We start from the raw sequence: 16,360 nt of genomic DNA on the forward strand, positions 1-16,360 counted from the left end.
CCTTAATTTTCCTCTCCGGGATGGATGATGCTCAGGCCCTCCACATGCTTTTTCCGCATCAGCTTACGCTTCTTCCGGGTCTCCTTGCTCTCAAAAATAATATCAAAATCATAATCCTCCGGATACAGCTCCTCCTTGGACAGATAAGGCTTCAGCCGCTTATGGTTAATGCTCAGCTTCTGCTTCTGGATCATCACTCCAACCATCCCCCGGCTGTCCTTCTTCTCATAGACAATTCCCCTGCGCCCCAGTGAGCTGACATAGACGGCATCCCCCACCGCAAATTCAGGCTTCAGAGCATTCGCCTCCTGCGCGCTACCGTTCCCCTGCTCACCGTTAACCGTTCTGTCCGCTCCTGGGGGTATTTGAGCTTCGGCAGCTTTGGCCCTCTGAGCATCCCTTATAGCGTCCTTCCACGGGCTGTGGCCGCCTCTGTGCCCCTGCTGCTCTGTAACGAGCTGTTTTGCCCGCTCAATGACGGAACGGACAATGCCCAGCTTCTCGGCGATCTGCAGCGCATAGCTCTCGCCAGCCTCGCCAATGGTTAGCTTATATAGCGGCTGCAATGTGTTCCGATCGAACTCCATCCGCGCATTCTCGAAGCCTGCCGTTGCCGCCGCGAAGGCCTTCAGCTCATTGAAGTGGGTCGTTACAACGATATTGGCCCCCTTCCGGTTCAGCTCCTCCAGAATCGCGATAGACAGCGCGAACCCTTCGCCGGGGTCTGTGCCGGCTGCCAGCTCATCGATCAGCAGCAGCACGCCTCTGCCGGCATCATAGAGCATGCCTTCGATACTCTTCATCTGCGCCGAGAAGGTACTCAGAGACTGTGTCAGGCTCTGTCCGTCTCCGATTACGCTCATTACATTGGTGAAGACAGGGAAATCACTGCCGGGAGCAGCCGGTACCAGCAGGCCGGACTGTGCCATTAATACGAGCAGACCCAAGGTTTTGAGCACAACCGTCTTGCCGCCTGTGTTCGGCCCGGTTATGATCAGCGATTGATACCCCTGGCCCAGTTCCAGACTGACCGGCACCATCTCCTTCAGCAGCGGATGACGGCCTCCATTCATCCTCAGATAACCGCGTTCGTTCAGAGCGACCGGCCCCGCGTCCATAACCCGGGCAATCTTCCCTTTGGCGAAAATAAAATCATACCGGCCTGTCACCTCGATATTGAGCCGGAGGGCAGCCTGCTCCTGCTCTAGCAGCCCTGTCAGCATACTCAGGATGATTCCTTCCTCACGGGCTTCATCGGCAGTAAGCAGCTCGATCTCTCCCTGGAGCGAGGCCACCTCATCCGGCTCCACGAATACCGTCTGGCCGCTGGTGGACTGGTCCAGCACCGAGCCCCTAATTTGCTTATGGTACTCCCGTTTCACCGGAATCACATACCGGCCGCCGCGCATACTGACCAGACTTTCCTGCAAAATGGATTTGTGGCGGCTCATGATGCCCTCCAGCTTCCGGTGCAGGCGCTCCTTGGCCACCGCCAGCCGTTTGCGTACCCGCTCCAGCCCTTTGCTGGCCTGGTCATCAATGACCCCCAGCCGGATACACCGTTCAATCTCGTCCCGTACCCCCTTCAGCTCCTGCAGCGATGCCCCGTAAGCCGCGATACGCGGTGCAATCTGCTCCTTGGCGGCCATGTACTTCCTGAGCTGTCCGCAGCTGTGCAGAAACAGCGAGACTGCGGTGAAATCCTGCTCATTATACATATAGCCGGTCCCGAGCAGCGACAGCACCCATTCAATGCCCTCCAGAGAGGGAATCGGCACACTGGCTCCGCGCTCCAGCAGCTCCTTCGCTTCCTGCGCCTCCCCGAGTGCCCGGTGTATCGCCGGGAGATAGATCATCGGCTCCAGCTCACTGACATACCTTCTTCCTTCATAAGATACCGCATGACGCATCAATTCCTGCTTAATTGTCTCATATTCCAATGTGTGCAGACTCTGCAGATTCAATTTGAGTTCCTCCTTGTATACAAGTAAATTTAGATACCTATTCCCATACAAAAAGAGGGCGAAGAACCGCCACCACGGCAGTCTTCGCCCTCTTTTTGCTGCTGCTTCTCCTCTTTGGCTTCAGGGAACCCACCCGTTCTACGGGAATGCTCCTGAAAACAGAAAAAACCGTGCTGCAAAGAGCACGGTTAATCACAAAGAGAACAATAGCCGATCAAGAGGCCATCATGACGCTTCGCGTGTGTTCTTAACTAAATCATTCATTCCTGCAGCCCGCAGTCCATTCAGCCAGAGACGTCACCGGGACAGACTCTAACAAGACATGCCCCCACCTATCTCAGAGCATACGGCGGCTAACAGCCGGAACGATATGAAATTGCTTAGTTAAGAACGCTCACCAACATCAAAATTTCCCCTTTAGTTATAGGATACCTGTAATTTACTACAACTGGAAGCTGTTTGTCAATTGCGGGTAAAGCAATTCATCACCCAGGTAATTCCATTCTTGCTATCAGCAACCTGTCCATGAAGAGCGCCGAAGAAGGTTTTCTGCAGCTCTACCTTAACTTGCCCGCCGTCGGAGACAAGCTTGTCATAGATCGCCTTCATCTCATCTTCATTGTCCAGCCCGAGAATAACACTGACATTCTCAGTCTTTGCACCCTTTCCGTAGTCATCGGAGAAATGAATCATTGTCTGTCCGAGGTGCAGCTCAGCATGCAGCAGCTTTCCCTTATGCTCATTCAGCACCTTTATTTCTCCTCCAAAAACGCTTTTGTAGTACTCCACAGACTCCTGCACGTTCTCAATAATAATGTACGGGCTTGCACTGATCATTTGTCATTCCTCCACTTGGATATGGCTGGCAGCTTAATTTCTGCAGCTATTATATATTACATACACTGAGCAACAAAAAAAGCAGCCGGCTTAGCCGGCTGCTTCATAAAACGTCCTATTCTGTTGTGTAAGGCAGCAGCGCGATTTGACGCGAGCGCTTTACAGCAATAGTCAGAGCGCGTTGGTATTTTGCACTTGTACCTGTTACACGACGCGGCAAAATCTTTCCGCGTTCGCTGATGAACTTCTTAAGAAGCTCAGTGTCTTTATAATCAATGTGAGTAATCTTGTTCACAGTGAAATAGCACACCTTTTTACGCTTGTTGCGTCCACCACGACGTGCCGGTCTTTTGTCGTTGTCCGCACCTTCTCTTGGTTTGAAAGCCATGTTCAGTTCAGTCCTTCCTTATTAAAATGGCAAATCATCGTCCGATATATCGATCGGTTTTCCATCGCCCGAAAAAGGATCTTGGGTATTGTTGTTACGCGAGAAATTATTGTTATTTCCATTTCCGCGAGCACTGTTCCCACCGTTACCGCCGCCACCTAAGGCAGGCTCTTCAGGCATACTTCCACCACTTGAGGCATTTCCGCCTTCACGGCTCTGCGCGGATTCCAGGAAACGGACATTATCGGCAATAACTTCAGTAACGTATACACGTTTGCCTTCGTTATTCTCGTAATTCCGTACTTGGATGCGTCCTTCTACGGCTGCCAGTCTTCCTTTGCGCAAATAATTGGCACAGGTCTCAGCCAGCTGTCTCCAGGTTACTACCGGGATAAAGTCCGCTTCACGTTCACCATTCTGGCCCGTAAAGTTACGGTCTACGGCAAGCGTAAACTGTGTTACGGCAACACCAGCAGGAGTATAACGAAGTTCCGGGTCACGGGTCAACCGACCGATCAGAATGATACGGTTCAACAATTAGGTCCCCTCCTTAATAGCGCGATTCGTTACAAAGCTTGTCAATATCTTAGGCAACGTCGTTCGTAATGAGATAACGAATTACTTCGTCGGAAATCTTCATGATACGCTCAAGTTCAGTAACAACTGCAGGTTCTGCAGTAAAGTTAACCAAAACAAAAACGCCATCACGATGTTTCTTGATCTCATACGCAAGACGGCGTTTACCTTGCACATCGTGCTTTGTAATTTCTCCGCCGTTGGAGATGATGCCTTGGAATTTTTCGACTGCTGCTTGAACGGCTTCTTGTTCAATGTCAGGACGAATAATGTACATGACTTCATATTTGCGCATAATTTTCACCTCCTTATGGTCTGCGGCCCCTGATCAGGTCAGGAGCAAGGAACGAGCACAAACATAGACTCGCACCAAATCAATATACCAAATCCGGCAGATGATTGCAAGTCTTATTCATACGTACCAGATGCTGGACCCCAAGAAAGATACTGTTGCCGGGTTCCGTAAGAACGCCGGAGTAATCCGCCATCGTCAGGGCCACAATATAACAGCTTCATCATTCTATAACAGGAGGTAATTAACCAATGGGCGAACAGACGGAATACGAAAAGGGCGACAAAGCCCCTAACCCGGGCGTTTACACCGAAGTAGGCGAAGCACGGAGCTTCCATACGGAGATTCAGCATCCGAAGCGGATCACCATGGAGAAAGGCGACACCTTCCCTGAGACCACCAACCAGAACCGCAAGTGGAAAAAGGTCGAGAAAGCCCGCGTCCATTAAATTAATGCAGTCCGGTATAAAACCCTGAAGACTGCACATACTAGACCCAGGCAGTACAAAAGAGAGGTGTGGTTCCGTTGAACGTCGCAGACGAACACGATCACAGGGATTCTGAATTCAGCAGCTATCGTAACCCGGGGAGAGTTAAGCTGGCTCTGTAAAAAGGAGTAACAGCTTTGGCATTACCCAATCACAGTAGTGGCTATAGACAGAGATTTCCGAACATCAATGATGTACTGCCTCTGGAAGAGAGACCTGCGAAGGTCTCTCTTTTTGCATTTAGCCCTTAACCCGACGCTGACGGAAATTAGCTATTCCTTTATTTGCTTCCGGCGGCTGTTTAGTTGCCTATACATATTCTCTCTGGCATTGTTCAAATCTCCTGCATGCAGACACAAAAAAGCCTCCGTTATATAACGGAGGGCTAATGGTTGTAAGTATATAATTGCTGAAGTGGCGGAGAGGGTGGGATTCGAACCCACGCACGCTGTGACACGCCTAACTGATTTCGAGTCAGCCCCCTTGGGCCTCTTGGGTACCTCTCCGCAGCAAGAATTATCATATCATGCCAAGCACACAATTGCAAGCGTAATTAATTACACTTTGCCTCCTGCGCAAGCATTATTAATTCGCATTTTCTTCCTGCGCAAGCTTATTTAATGAACGTCCACCCTCTGCTTCAAGCCTGTTAATCCTCTTCCCCACTTTGCGCTGACTGCAGCACCTTCTTCAGATTCTTCTCGAATTTAGCGCGGGGAATGAGGACACTATGCTGACAGCCAGTGCACTTGATCCGGATATCCATCCCCATACGGATAATCTCCATTTCGTTCGTTCCGCAGGGATGCTGCTTCTTCATCTGTACAATATCACCCAGCCCGAATACCTTGCGTTCCATCATTCTTCCCCCTTCTCTCCTTCTTGTGCAGCAGCCACCTGTCTTCTTGGACTGGCCTCCTGCTCTTCACGGGCTCTGCGGGCTTCCTCGGCCCGTTCCTGCTCACGTGCTGCTTCAGCCTCTCTTGCCTCCCTCTCCGCCTGCTCACGCGCCTCCTGCTCGGCCTTAGCCGCCTCCAGGGCGCTCTGCTTCTCCAGCGCATGCTTGATATCATTCTGAATCTGCCGTTCGGCAGCATCTCTGGCATTGGGCAGACAATTGGCTGCTATGCGGATGACATACTCCGAGGTGCTCATCGACTGGATGCCCAGAATATTGGGGTAGGCAACGACACTGGAGCTCCGCTCCTCGATTCCATGCAGCGCCTCACCGATCAGTGCAAGGGTGGCTTCGAGCCCGCGCTCGATTTTGACCGGAACATCGACTACCGCCAGTGCGTTCGCCAGCGAATAATTCGTCACATTGACAATGGTTCCATTAGGAATAATGTGAACCTCTCCCGTAGCGCTTAATAGCCTGGTCGTTCTCAGGCCAATCATCTCTACCGTTCCCTTATAGGTTCCGCTCTGAATGACATCCCCTACTGCAAACTGATCCTCAAATATAATAAAGAAGCCCGTAATCACATCTTTGACCAAACTTTGTGCGCCGAACCCTATAGCCAGCCCGACCACCCCGGCTCCGGCCAGCAGCGGCTTCAGATCGAAATTGAACTCATTCAGAATCATCATAATCATGATGAAATTGCAAATGAAGGTAACAACATTTTTCATCAGTCCGCCTACCGTAGAGAAGCGTCTGTTATTGACTAAAGCCCGCCCCCTTGTCTCCCGTTCCAGCGAGCGGTCAATCACATTCGAGACTACTTTGATAATCACCCGGGTCAGGATGAATATCAGGAGAATCCGTATTCCGGCAAACAGCACGGTAGCCCACATATCCGCATTGGTTAACCAGTTCCATATCTTGTCCTTGAAGCGCACTGCATCCTGGAGGGCCTTAGTGCCTGTTGTTTCCAGTATCCAGTTATTCATCGAACCCCTCCTTCTCCCCCTACCTCTATATACTCCTCTCCCTGAGCGGCTTTGGCGTAGATCCCGCGGATCTCTATACTTTGCTCTGACACAATGACCCGCACCTCTTCCAGCGCACTCCGGTTGAATTGGATCGACATCGCACAGCCGGCAGTGATCTCCTTGGGCGTAGGGAAGATATCAATTTCAATCTCCGCATATTCAAGCAGCATTTCGGCGCGCAGCGCCTGCTGGGTCGAATCAAAGGCTATCAACAGTTCTTCCTCCACACTTCACGCCTCCCCCTGGGCTATTGGTCCTATCTATTGCCGCCATAGTATAAAAAACCACTTCCATCCATATACTAGGATCATCAGAACACGCTACCGCGGATAAAAGCCTTGCGTAATCAGCAGCCTTGCAGCCAGAACGCGTATTCAGCCGATGTTTCCCGTGATTCGCAGTCGCCGCCTCAGAAAGGACGATTATATGAATTTCTCTTCCAAAGCTTCACCGCTGCAAGAACCATCCTGTTTAAAAATATCACATGCGGACCCCAATATCTATTCTGCCATTACCCACCGTCTGCTGTTCCATTTTTCGCGTACCCGTCCCGATACGCCGATTGTCATTATCTGCGTGGGCACGGACCGCTCTACCGGCGATTCCCTTGGCCCGCTGGTTGGCACGACACTGGCCCGCTTTCATAGCCCGCTGTTCCATCTCTACGGAACACTGGAGGAGCCGGTACATGCCATTAACCTTGAAGAGACACTCACCCTTGTGAATCACAAACACGCTAACCCGTTCATCATTGCCATTGATGCCTGCCTCGGCCAGTCCACCAGCGTTGGCTGCATCCAGGTAGTTGAAGGTCCTCTGCGTCCCGGCGCAGGGGTCAACAAGCAGCTTCCTCCGGTTGGCGACATCCATTTGACCGGCATCGTTAACGTTGGAGGATTCATGGAATATTTCGTATTACAGAACACCAGACTAAGCCTGGTCATGCGCTTGTCAGATATCATTTCATCCAGCCTCTACTCTGCCCTGAAGCAATGGAGCCTGCACTCTAGATCTGCTGCAACGCGAGAGCAATAACCTCTTTTTCCTCTGGTGACAGAGCATACGCAGACTCTCCCTGTTCAATCGGCTTAGCATAGATATATGAGTTCTCGCGGTTGTGCAGACTGCTCAGCACAATTCCGCTGTGGTTGTCATCCAGAATGGCAAGCGAGAAACTCAGGTCATTACCGCGTTCGCCAAAGGCATTATAACGCTTCATCGCCACCTTCGATTTCATGCCGCGCATTTTGGTATGTGCAGCTTCAAGCAGTACCTTCTGCTCCTGCTGGGCTTCCTCCAGCATGTCCCCCTGATTCTTCAGATTGACCAGCAGATTCTCCAGATCCTCTATTCCATTCCCGCTCATCATTGCCTCATACCGGCTCCGCATCTTGCGAAGCTTACTGCCCTGAACGGTCATTATAATGGCCATGAGCAGGATGACCCCGGCAAAGCCCATAATGAACACCGATAACTGCCCGCTTATAATTTCATTTAACTCCGCCATGTTAAATCATCCTTTATATGAATATAAGAATTCCCCGCTGTAACGACACCGACCTGTACAATCTACCTGAATCCTTATCCATTTGCTATCTTGAACCGGATACGCCGAACATTTCTTTCATGGCAGACAGCAGCCTCTGAACATCCTCTTCCGTGGAACTCACTCCCACACTAGCCCTCACCGCTCCGCTATCCAAGGTCTCAGCAGCCTGGTGGGCCAGCGGTGTACAGTGCATCCCTGCACGTACGGCAATCTGGTATTCGCGGTCCAAGCGGTGGGCAAGCTGCGCCGACTCCTGTCCCTTTACAACAAAAGACACAATTCCGCTGCGCGGAACCCCCGGCGCCGGACCAAGCATCCGTATGCCCGGAATTGCAGCCAAGCCTTCCATCAACAGCTGCGTCAGCTTCCATTCCTGTAGGTGAATCTGTTCCACACCCAGCGCCTTAACCACCTTCACACCAGCCAGCAGACCGGCTATTCCGACGGCATTCTGTGTTCCAGCCTCATAACGATCCGGACGAACACTTGGCTGTTCACTACTCTCCGACTGGCTGCCTGTCCCCCCATGCATCAGGGGCTCCAGATCCAGTTCAGGGGAGATATACAGCCCCCCCGTCCCTTGCGGACCCAGCAGCCCTTTATGTCCCGGAAAGGCCAGCAGATCAATATTCATGGCAGCTACATCAATATCAAGCGCCCCTGCACTCTGAGCCGCATCCACCAGGAACACAGCCCCATGCGATTTCACTATATCTCCGATATCCCCCACCGGCAGAATACTTCCCAGCAGATTGGAGCTATGATTGCAGATCACCATCCGGGTATTGTGGCGCAGAGAACGCTGAAGCTGCTGAAGATTGATTTGTCCCTCACGGTCTGCCTGGATATAATCCACTTCTATCCCCAGGGTGCGGCGTAGATACTCCAAGGGTCTGCGCACAGAGTTATGCTCGGTCATCGTGGACACGACATGATCTCCTGGTTGAAGTGTACCCTTAATAGCCATATTTAGCCCCATCGTTGTGTTATGGGTAAAAGCGATGTCCTGGGCATTCGCTATCCCAAACATCTCTGCCAGCAGCATCCGCGCACGGACCAGCACCCGCCCTGTCCCGATAGCCAGTGAGTGGTTGCCCCGCCCGGCATTGGCACCTGACTGCTCCAGCGCCTCCACCATGGCTGCTGCCACCTCCGGCGGCTTGGGCCACGAAGTAGCTGCATGATCAAGATATACTAACCTCTCCATCTTCCACCCTCCCTTTATCCGATTTAAAAAACATACCCCTCCATATCCGTATTAAGGATATCTCAGGATATGTTTTCGGTACAAATATCCAAATCAGTTCCCCAGCAGTTCCAAGAGTCTTTCCAGGTCTTGGGCACTGTAATAGTTTAATTCGATTTTCCCTTTTTCTTTACCTTGTTTGATTTTGACCGTTGTCTTGAACCGTTCCCGCAATACTTCCTCAACGTTATCAATATAGGGGTCGCGCTTAACAACTTTGGCCTTGATTCCGTTAGCCGGTTTGCGGTCGAGATTTTTCACTACCTCTTCCAGTTCCCTAACGCTCCACTGAAGCTCCACACACTGTGCGGCCAGTTGCTTAATCATCTCCGGATCTTTCAGAGCAACAATTGCCCGGGCATGTCCCATCGAAATTGTTCCACGTGAAACATAATCCTTCACTTCATCCGGTAAACTAAGCAGCCGCAGAAAGTTAGCGATATGCGATCTGGACTTTCCGACTTTCAGTGAAAGCTCCTCCTGGGTCAACGAGAATTGATCCATCAGTCCTTGATAGGCAACTGCTATTTCCATCGCGTTAAGGTTCTCACGCTGCAGGTTCTCGATGAGGGCAATCTCCATTACCTGCTGATCACTGAGGCTGCGTACTACTGCAGGAATGGTAGCTTTGCCACAATACTGTGACGCCCGGAATCTGCGTTCCCCGGCAATAATCTCATATCCTTTTAACACACTGCGGACAATGATCGGTTGGATAACTCCATGCTGTCTTATGGATTCTGCAAGCTCCTGGATAGCCTCTTCATTGAAATCCTTGCGCGGCTGATAAGGATTGGCTCTCAACTGCGTCAACGGAATCTCTACTACCTTATCGTCCTCATTGATTGACAGAGAAGGTATTAATGCATCCAAGCCTTTTCCTAATCGCTTACTCATAAGAGATCACTTCCTTTGCCAACTCTAAATATACTTCCGCTCCCTTGGAACGGGAATCATAAGTAATGATGGACTGTCCATGTGAAGGTGCTTCACTCAGGCGTACATTACGCGGAATAATAGTTCTGTATACCTTTTCCTGGAAATATTTCTTCACTTCTTCGATAACCTGAATCCCCAGATTCGTCCGGGCATCAAGCATAGTGAGCAATACTCCCTCTATTTTGAGATGAGGATTAAGATTCTTCTGAACCAGTCTTACGGTATTGAGCAGCTGGCTTAGTCCTTCAAGCGCGTAATATTCGCATTGAATGGGAATGATCACTGAATCCGCTGCCGTAAGAGAGTTAATGGTAAGAATTCCTAATGATGGCGGGCAATCTATAATGATGTAGTCATAATTCGCCTTCACTGCATTCAGTGCCTTCTTCAGCTTCAGTTCCCGCGATATCGTGGAGACCAGCTCGATCTCTGCCCCCGCTAATTGAATCGTCGCCGGAATAATATGAAGCCCCTCAATCCGGGTCTCCTGTATCGTTTCCTGCGGATTCACTTCATTAATAAGAATATCATAAATGCAATTTTCTACATCCGCTTTGTTGACGCCAACGCCGCTCGTAGTGTTGCCTTGCGGATCAATATCAACAAGCAGCACTCTCTTCCCCAGAGTAGCCATGCTGGCACCCAGGTTCACTGAGGTTGTTGTTTTACCGACCCCGCCTTTTTGATTTGCTATGGCAATAATCTTGGACACTTATTTCACCTCGAATTGTTTAGAAAGAATCATCTGTGGTTCTTAGCTGTTAACGGCATAATGATCTGGGTCTACGGCATCACGTTTGCGGAGATGTAGACAGATAAGTTATCGTGTGAAACCTATCATTTCTTAGTTTTGTCTTATCCTTAGAGTGTTTGTGTGATAACGTTCGGAGCTAGTCATAGAAAAGGCGGCCAACACCCCACGGCCGCCTTCAGCTTTTGTTGCCATTTATCGTTTTGGAATTTGGATAACAATCTCATAATGGTCCCCGCGGTCATTCTCGGAGGTCTTAATCTCCATGCCTGAACCCGTCACCATGTCTATGGATTGGCGAATTGTATTAAGAGCGAGACGGACATCTTTGGTGTAGGAGGTCCGTTTTGATTTTTTGGTATGGGTAACAGCTTTGTAGAAGGCAATCCGTGCTTCTGTTTGTTTTACATTTAATTCCTTGGAAATAATCTCAGCCAGAACCTTAAGCTGCATCTCCTCACTGTCCAGAGACAGAAGTGAGCGTGCATGTCGCTCAGTGATTTTTCTTTCCATTAATGCAGTCTTGACCTGTTCGGGCAAATTCAGCAAGCGGATTTTGTTGGCAATGGTGGATTGGCTTTTGCCAAGCCGCTGGGCCAGACTTTCCTGGGTCAATTGATGCAAGTCAATTAGCTTCTGATAGGCAATCGCCTCTTCAATAGAAGTTAAGCCCTCACGCTGCAGATTCTCGATCAATGCGATGGATGCAGCCTGTGAATCATTGAACTCACGGACAAGTGCCGGTATAGTCTCCATGCCCAGCTTTTTAACCGCCCGCCAGCGTCTTTCACCTGCAATAATCTCATACTGGGAATCACGCATACGCACAACGATTGGCTGGATCACGCCATGAGTTTTGATAGTCTGACACAACTCGTCGATCTTATCATCATCGAAAATAGTCCGTGGCTGATACGGACTGCTAATGACCTCATGAACCGGGATTTGTTTGATCTCTTCTCCGCTGCTCCGCTCGGTAAATCCAAAAAGCTTGGTGAATTGTTCTTTCATTCCGTTCATAACCACCTAATTTCGTTATAGTACGATCTTCTTAACCTTTCCTGCGAAAAGCTTATCGTACAGCGTAAGAAAAGTATCCATAATTCAATCTTAGCCACTTTTCTTAAAAGACGGCCTGGCTATTCATGCTGTTTATCTATTAAAAGTCTTACTATATTATTCTATCACTTTTCCGCTAATAATCCTATTCTCCATAATGACCTATTTTTCCTGCAATTGAGTCTGAACTGAGGTGTCATTCCAGAAAAATAAAAAGATCAAGCCCATTTCGCATGAGCTTGATCCTGTACAACAGAAGACTGTCAAATGTTGTTTCACGTGAAACAATTAGATCAGTGGCGACTTCGCGGGTACGCCGGGTTTGCGCGGATACTTGGATGGTGTGGCTCCTGTCTTCCGTACAAGAATAATGTGGCGGGAAGATTCTTCCACCGGCAGACTGAAGGATTCTACCTTGTGCAGCTCCGCACGCAGCTCCTTGAAGCTACGCTTGGCTTCTTCCAGTTCCTCCGCCGGGTCACTCCCCTTCATCGCGGCGAAGATGCCATCCTTGCGGGTGAAGGGTAGACAGAATTCATTCAGAAGCGATAAGCGGGCCACTGCACGGGCAGTAACGACATCATAAGCATCCCGGTGAACAAACTGTCTGGCGACATCCTCTGCCCGGCCGTGGATAAGCTGAACCTCGGTCAAGCCCAGGGTATCACACACATGCTGCAAGAAGGTGATCCGTTTGCTGAGGGAATCTACAATCGTCAGCTTGAGCTGAGGAAAGCATATCTTCAGCGGAATCCCGGGGAATCCCGCTCCCGAGCCAATATCAGCGAGACTCTTCGTCTCCTGCATATTTACATAGAAGGCTAAGGATAAGGAATCATAGAAGTGCTTGGTGTATACCTGGCTCCGCTCGGTGATCCCGGTTAGATTCATCTTCTCATTCCAGGAGACCAGCTCCTGATAATAGAGTTCAAATTGTTCAAGCTGCTTCATGGAGAGTTCCAGCCCGCGCTCCTTGAGCAGGGCCGTGAACTCGGCTACCGTTGTATCCATAGATTATCCTTTCGCCGCTGTTACACGGTTGTAGTGCTCCAGATAGACCAGCAGAATCGAGATATCTGCCGGTGTAACTCCCCCGATACGTGAAGCCTGGCCTATTGAGATGGGAGCGATTTTGGTCAGCTTTTGCCGGGCCTCCATAGCCAGTCCATGAATCTCATTATAGTTGATATCGTCAGGAATCTTCTTCTGCTCCATCTTCTGCAGCTTCTCCACATGCTGGAGCTGTTTCTCAATATAGCCGGCATACTTAATCTGAATCTCCACCTGCTCCTTCATCTCTTCATCCATCTCTTCCGGAGCCGGTGAGATCAGATCCACAAAGCTGTAGGCAAGCTCGGGGCGGCGCATTAAGGTCAGCAGGTTGCTTCCGTCAACAATCGGTGCTGATCCATAAGCGGCCAGAGCTTCATTCACTTGAACCGGTTTGACCTTCGTCTCCTGCAGACGGATAACCTCACGGTCGACCCGGTTCTTCTTATCAAGGAAGGCTTCATAGCGCTGCTCTGTAATAAGCCCAATGTCATAGCCGATAGGCGTCAGGCGGAGATCCGCATTATCATGACGGAGCAGCAGCCGGTATTCCGCACGGGAAGTCAGCAGGCGATAAGGCTCATTGGTTCCTTTGGTGACAAGATCATCGATCAGAACGCCAATGTAGCCCTGTGAACGGTCCAGCACTACCGGTTCCTTCTCCTGTACTTTACGCGCTGCGTTGATACCTGCCATAACACCCTGCCCTGCCGCTTCCTCATAGCCGGAGGTACCATTGATCTGTCCCGCAGTGAATAGGCCGGGCAGACGTTTGGTTTCAAGAGAAGGCCAGAGCTGAGTAGGAACCATGGCATCATATTCAATGGCATAGCCGTTGCGCATCATTTCTACTTTTTCCATACCGGGGATAGACCGCAGGACTGCCAGCTGTACATCCTCAGGAAGACTTGTCGACAGACCTTGTACATAGTATTCCGATGTGTTTTTACCTTCGGGCTCCAGGAAGATCTGATGCTGTGATTTATCACTGAACCGGACAACCTTATCTTCAATGGAAGGGCAATAACGCGGACCCGTTCCTTCAATAATACCGGTGAACATCGGCGCCCGGTGCAGGTTGTCATTAATGATCTGATGCGTAACCGGAGAGGTATAGGTCAGCCAGCAAGGGAGCTGCTCATTATCCGAGGATTTGGTCTCAAAAGAGAAGAATTTCAGCTTCTCGTCGCCCGGCTGGATCTCCGTCTTGGAGAAATCAATCGTATCCTTGTGGACACGCGGCGGTGTTCCTGTCTTGAAGCGGACCAGATCGAATCCAAGCTCGCGCAGATTCTCGGACAGCCGTATGGACGGCTGCTGATTATTTGGCCCGCTCTCATATGTCAGCTCACCCATAATCACTTTGCCGCGCAGATAAGTTCCCGTAGTCAGAATCACGGTTTTACTGTGATACACTGTCCCGGTCTTCGTTACTACTCCGGCACAGCGTCCGTCTTGGGCGATCAGCTCCTCCACCATTCCCTGGCGCAGTGTCAGGTTAGGCGTCTTCTCCATGGTTTCTTTCATCGCGTGCTGGTAGAGGAACTTGTCTGCCTGTGCACGCAAAGCGTGAACAGCAGGTCCCTTCCCTGTATTAAGCATTCTCAGCTGAATGAATGTCTTATCTATATTGCGGCCCATTTCTCCGCCCAGTGCATCAATTTCACGCACCACATGGCCCTTGGCGGGTCCGCCGATCGACGGATTACATGGCATGAAGGCCACCATATCCAGGTTAATTGTGATCATCAGTGTACGGCAGCCCATCCGTGCAGCAGCCAGGGCCGCTTCGCAGCCGGCATGACCGGCGCCGATGACAATAACATCATAGCTGCCTCCATCATAATTCATAACGGTTCCTCCTTCTTATTTACCGAGGCAGAATTGCGAGAAGATCTGGTCCAGCAGCGAGTCAGCCGCCGTATCTCCAATAATCTCCCCGAGCTGCTCCCAGGCCAGGCGTACATCAATCTGTATCATATCAATAGGAATCAGCATCTCCGCTGCTTCATAGGCATCCTGGAGTGATCTATGCGCCTTCTTAAGCAAGGCTATGTGCCTAACATTGCTGACATAAGTCAGATCACCCGACTCCAGCTTGCCTCCGAAGAAGAGTGCGGAGATCGCCTCTTCCAGTGTGTCGAGTCCTTCCTCTTCCAGCACAGACATCGGTACAATACTCGCTTCTTCGAAAAAGGAGCGCAGCTTGCCCGTATCCAGTCGGGACGGTAAGTCCATTTTATTCATGATGACCAGCGCTTGTCTACCGTGGATTTGTTCCATTAGTGCCAGCTCATCCTCATGAAGCTCCTCATTGGCATTCAGTACCAGCAGAATCAGATCCGCATCGCTGAATGCCGCCTTCGAGCGCTCCACGCCGATTCTCTCCACCACATCCATCGTTTCACGGATACCTGCAGTATCCAGCAGCTTCAGCGGGATATTATTGATGGTTACGAACTCTTCTATTACATCACGCGTTGTTCCGGGAATGTCGGTAACAATCGCCTTGTTGTCGCGGGCAAGCGCGTTCAGCAGTGAGGACTTCCCTACATTGGGCCGGCCCACAATGGCTGTGGTAATCCCTTCGCGCAGAATCTTTCCTTCATTGGCGGTTCGAAGCAGCTTATCTATTCCTTGCATAACCTCTTGACTCTTATCCTTGATGAATTCGGCAGTTAAGGATTCCACATCATGCTCCGGGTAATCAATATTTACTTCAATATGGGCCAGTGTCTCAATCAGGGTGTGCCGGAGCTCGTGAATACGTGCGGATAGCGAGCCGCTAACCTGCTTAAGGGCAACTGAGAAGGCCCGGTCCGACTTGGAACGAATCAGATCAATCACGGCCTCGGCCTGTGACAGGTCAATCCGCCCGCCCAGGAAGGCACGTTTGGTGAACTCTCCCGGCTCGGCCAGCCGTATATCCTGCTGCAGCAGCAGATCCATTACTCTTCTTACTGAGATTACGCCGCCATGGGCGCTGATCTCCACCACATCCTCCGTGGTAAAAGAACGCGGTCCCTTCATGACGGTGACCAGAACCTCCTCCAATTGTTCCCCATCCAGCGGACTTACGATATGTCCATAATGCACGGTATGAGAATCAGCTTCCGTAAGAGGGATCCGGCTTTTGAACAAAGGGGCTACTTGGGGGATTGCCTGCGGTCCGCTCACCCGGATGATGGCAATTCCGCCCTCACCCAGGGCTGTCGATACAGCGGCAATAGTGTCACTAAGCATGTTGTTATTCACCTCTGAGTGTTGGTATCGAGTGGAAACGGCT

The 16,360-nt window shown here is 50.6% G+C and carries 18 protein-coding genes and 1 tRNA gene; 2 read left to right on the top strand and 17 right to left on the bottom strand.

Annotated elements, in window-relative coordinates:
• Window positions 1–2: 2 nt before the first annotated feature.
• The 5 genes from MHH28_RS22545 to rpsF all read right to left on the bottom strand — a co-directional run bounded on the left by MHH28_RS22545 (window position 3) and on the right by rpsF (window position 4,060).
• Complete coding sequence (locus MHH28_RS22545) at window positions 3–1,964, bottom strand: endonuclease MutS2 (RefSeq protein ID WP_405105739.1); 1,962 nt, start codon at window positions 1,962–1,964, stop codon at window positions 3–5.
• A 462-nt stretch (window positions 1,965–2,426) separates the two neighbouring features.
• A complete protein-coding gene (locus tag MHH28_RS22550) occupies window positions 2,427–2,801 on the bottom strand; it encodes a VOC family protein (protein WP_405105741.1) in 375 nt (124 codons plus the stop codon).
• A 115-nt stretch (window positions 2,802–2,916) separates the two neighbouring features.
• Window positions 2,917–3,189, bottom strand: a complete 273-nt coding sequence (gene rpsR, locus MHH28_RS22555) for a 30S ribosomal protein S18 (protein WP_036699837.1) — start codon at window positions 3,187–3,189, stop codon at window positions 2,917–2,919.
• Between the two features lie 21 nt (window positions 3,190–3,210).
• Window positions 3,211–3,726: a single-stranded DNA-binding protein gene (gene ssb, locus MHH28_RS22560; RefSeq protein ID WP_173134671.1), complete on the bottom strand. Its 516-nt coding sequence runs from the start codon at window positions 3,724–3,726 to the stop codon at window positions 3,211–3,213.
• Window positions 3,727–3,775: 49 nt separating this feature from the next.
• Window positions 3,776–4,060, bottom strand: a complete 285-nt coding sequence (gene rpsF / locus MHH28_RS22565) for a 30S ribosomal protein S6 (protein ID WP_405105744.1) — start codon at window positions 4,058–4,060, stop codon at window positions 3,776–3,778.
• 248 nt (window positions 4,061–4,308) lie between these two features.
• Here rpsF and MHH28_RS22570 point away from each other — a divergent pair, with 248 nt between their 5' ends.
• The gene (locus MHH28_RS22570; RefSeq protein ID WP_405105746.1) at window positions 4,309–4,506 is read left to right on the top strand and encodes a YjzC family protein; all 198 of its coding nucleotides are present in this window, start codon (window positions 4,309–4,311) and stop codon (window positions 4,504–4,506) included.
• A 454-nt stretch (window positions 4,507–4,960) separates the two neighbouring features.
• Here MHH28_RS22570 and MHH28_RS22575 read toward each other — a convergent pair.
• The 4 genes from MHH28_RS22575 to MHH28_RS22590 form a co-directional block, all read right to left on the bottom strand.
• A tRNA-Ser gene (locus MHH28_RS22575) sits at window positions 4,961–5,051 on the bottom strand.
• Between the two features lie 143 nt (window positions 5,052–5,194).
• On the bottom strand, window positions 5,195–5,404 hold the full coding sequence (locus MHH28_RS22580) for a DUF951 domain-containing protein (protein ID WP_405117213.1): 210 nt from the start codon (window positions 5,402–5,404) through the stop codon (window positions 5,195–5,197).
• Window positions 5,404–6,438 carry a mechanosensitive ion channel family protein gene (locus tag MHH28_RS22585; protein WP_405105748.1) on the bottom strand — a complete coding sequence of 345 codons (1,035 nt, stop codon included), beginning with the start codon at window positions 6,436–6,438 and terminating at the stop codon, window positions 5,404–5,406. The genes MHH28_RS22580 and MHH28_RS22585 overlap by 1 nt, the downstream gene beginning before the upstream one ends.
• Window positions 6,435–6,707: a DUF3343 domain-containing protein gene (locus tag MHH28_RS22590; protein WP_405105750.1), complete on the bottom strand. Its 273-nt coding sequence runs from the start codon at window positions 6,705–6,707 to the stop codon at window positions 6,435–6,437. The genes MHH28_RS22585 and MHH28_RS22590 overlap by 4 nt, the downstream gene beginning before the upstream one ends.
• Window positions 6,708–6,906: 199 nt before the next feature.
• Here MHH28_RS22590 and yyaC point away from each other — a divergent pair, with 199 nt between their 5' ends.
• The gene (gene yyaC / locus MHH28_RS22595) at window positions 6,907–7,515 is read left to right on the top strand and encodes a spore protease YyaC (protein WP_405105752.1); all 609 of its coding nucleotides are present in this window, start codon (window positions 6,907–6,909) and stop codon (window positions 7,513–7,515) included.
• Here yyaC and MHH28_RS22600 read toward each other — a convergent pair.
• The 8 genes from MHH28_RS22600 to mnmE form a co-directional block, all read right to left on the bottom strand.
• Window positions 7,487–7,987 carry a DUF4446 family protein gene (locus tag MHH28_RS22600; protein WP_405105754.1) on the bottom strand — a complete coding sequence of 167 codons (501 nt, stop codon included), beginning with the start codon at window positions 7,985–7,987 and terminating at the stop codon, window positions 7,487–7,489. The genes yyaC and MHH28_RS22600 overlap by 29 nt on opposite strands.
• 85 nt (window positions 7,988–8,072) lie before the next feature.
• Window positions 8,073–9,236: an aminotransferase class V-fold PLP-dependent enzyme gene (locus MHH28_RS22605; RefSeq protein ID WP_405105756.1), complete on the bottom strand. Its 1,164-nt coding sequence runs from the start codon at window positions 9,234–9,236 to the stop codon at window positions 8,073–8,075.
• 93 nt (window positions 9,237–9,329) lie between these two features.
• Window positions 9,330–10,172 (bottom strand): ParB/RepB/Spo0J family partition protein, encoded by an 843-nt coding sequence (locus MHH28_RS22610; RefSeq protein WP_405105757.1) that lies wholly within the window; start codon window positions 10,170–10,172, stop codon window positions 9,330–9,332.
• Window positions 10,165–10,926, bottom strand: a complete 762-nt coding sequence (locus tag MHH28_RS22615) for a ParA family protein (RefSeq protein ID WP_209987398.1) — start codon at window positions 10,924–10,926, stop codon at window positions 10,165–10,167. The genes MHH28_RS22610 and MHH28_RS22615 overlap by 8 nt, the downstream gene beginning before the upstream one ends.
• 234 nt (window positions 10,927–11,160) lie before the next feature.
• Window positions 11,161–11,976 carry a nucleoid occlusion protein gene (gene noc, locus MHH28_RS22620; protein ID WP_405117215.1) on the bottom strand — a complete coding sequence of 272 codons (816 nt, stop codon included), beginning with the start codon at window positions 11,974–11,976 and terminating at the stop codon, window positions 11,161–11,163.
• Window positions 11,977–12,312: 336 nt separating this feature from the next.
• A complete protein-coding gene (gene rsmG / locus MHH28_RS22625) occupies window positions 12,313–13,035 on the bottom strand; it encodes a 16S rRNA (guanine(527)-N(7))-methyltransferase RsmG (RefSeq protein WP_405105759.1) in 723 nt (240 codons plus the stop codon).
• A 3-nt stretch (window positions 13,036–13,038) separates the two neighbouring features.
• Complete coding sequence (mnmG, locus tag MHH28_RS22630; protein WP_405105761.1) at window positions 13,039–14,925, bottom strand: tRNA uridine-5-carboxymethylaminomethyl(34) synthesis enzyme MnmG; 1,887 nt, start codon at window positions 14,923–14,925, stop codon at window positions 13,039–13,041.
• A 15-nt stretch (window positions 14,926–14,940) separates the two neighbouring features.
• Window positions 14,941–16,317 carry a tRNA uridine-5-carboxymethylaminomethyl(34) synthesis GTPase MnmE gene (gene mnmE, locus MHH28_RS22635; RefSeq protein ID WP_405105763.1) on the bottom strand — a complete coding sequence of 459 codons (1,377 nt, stop codon included), beginning with the start codon at window positions 16,315–16,317 and terminating at the stop codon, window positions 14,941–14,943.
• Window positions 16,318–16,360: the final 43 nt, after the last annotated feature.

The sequence above is a fragment of the Paenibacillus sp. FSL K6-1217 genome (assembly GCF_045040735.1).
Taxonomy (GTDB): domain Bacteria; phylum Bacillota; class Bacilli; order Paenibacillales; family Paenibacillaceae; genus Paenibacillus_AQ.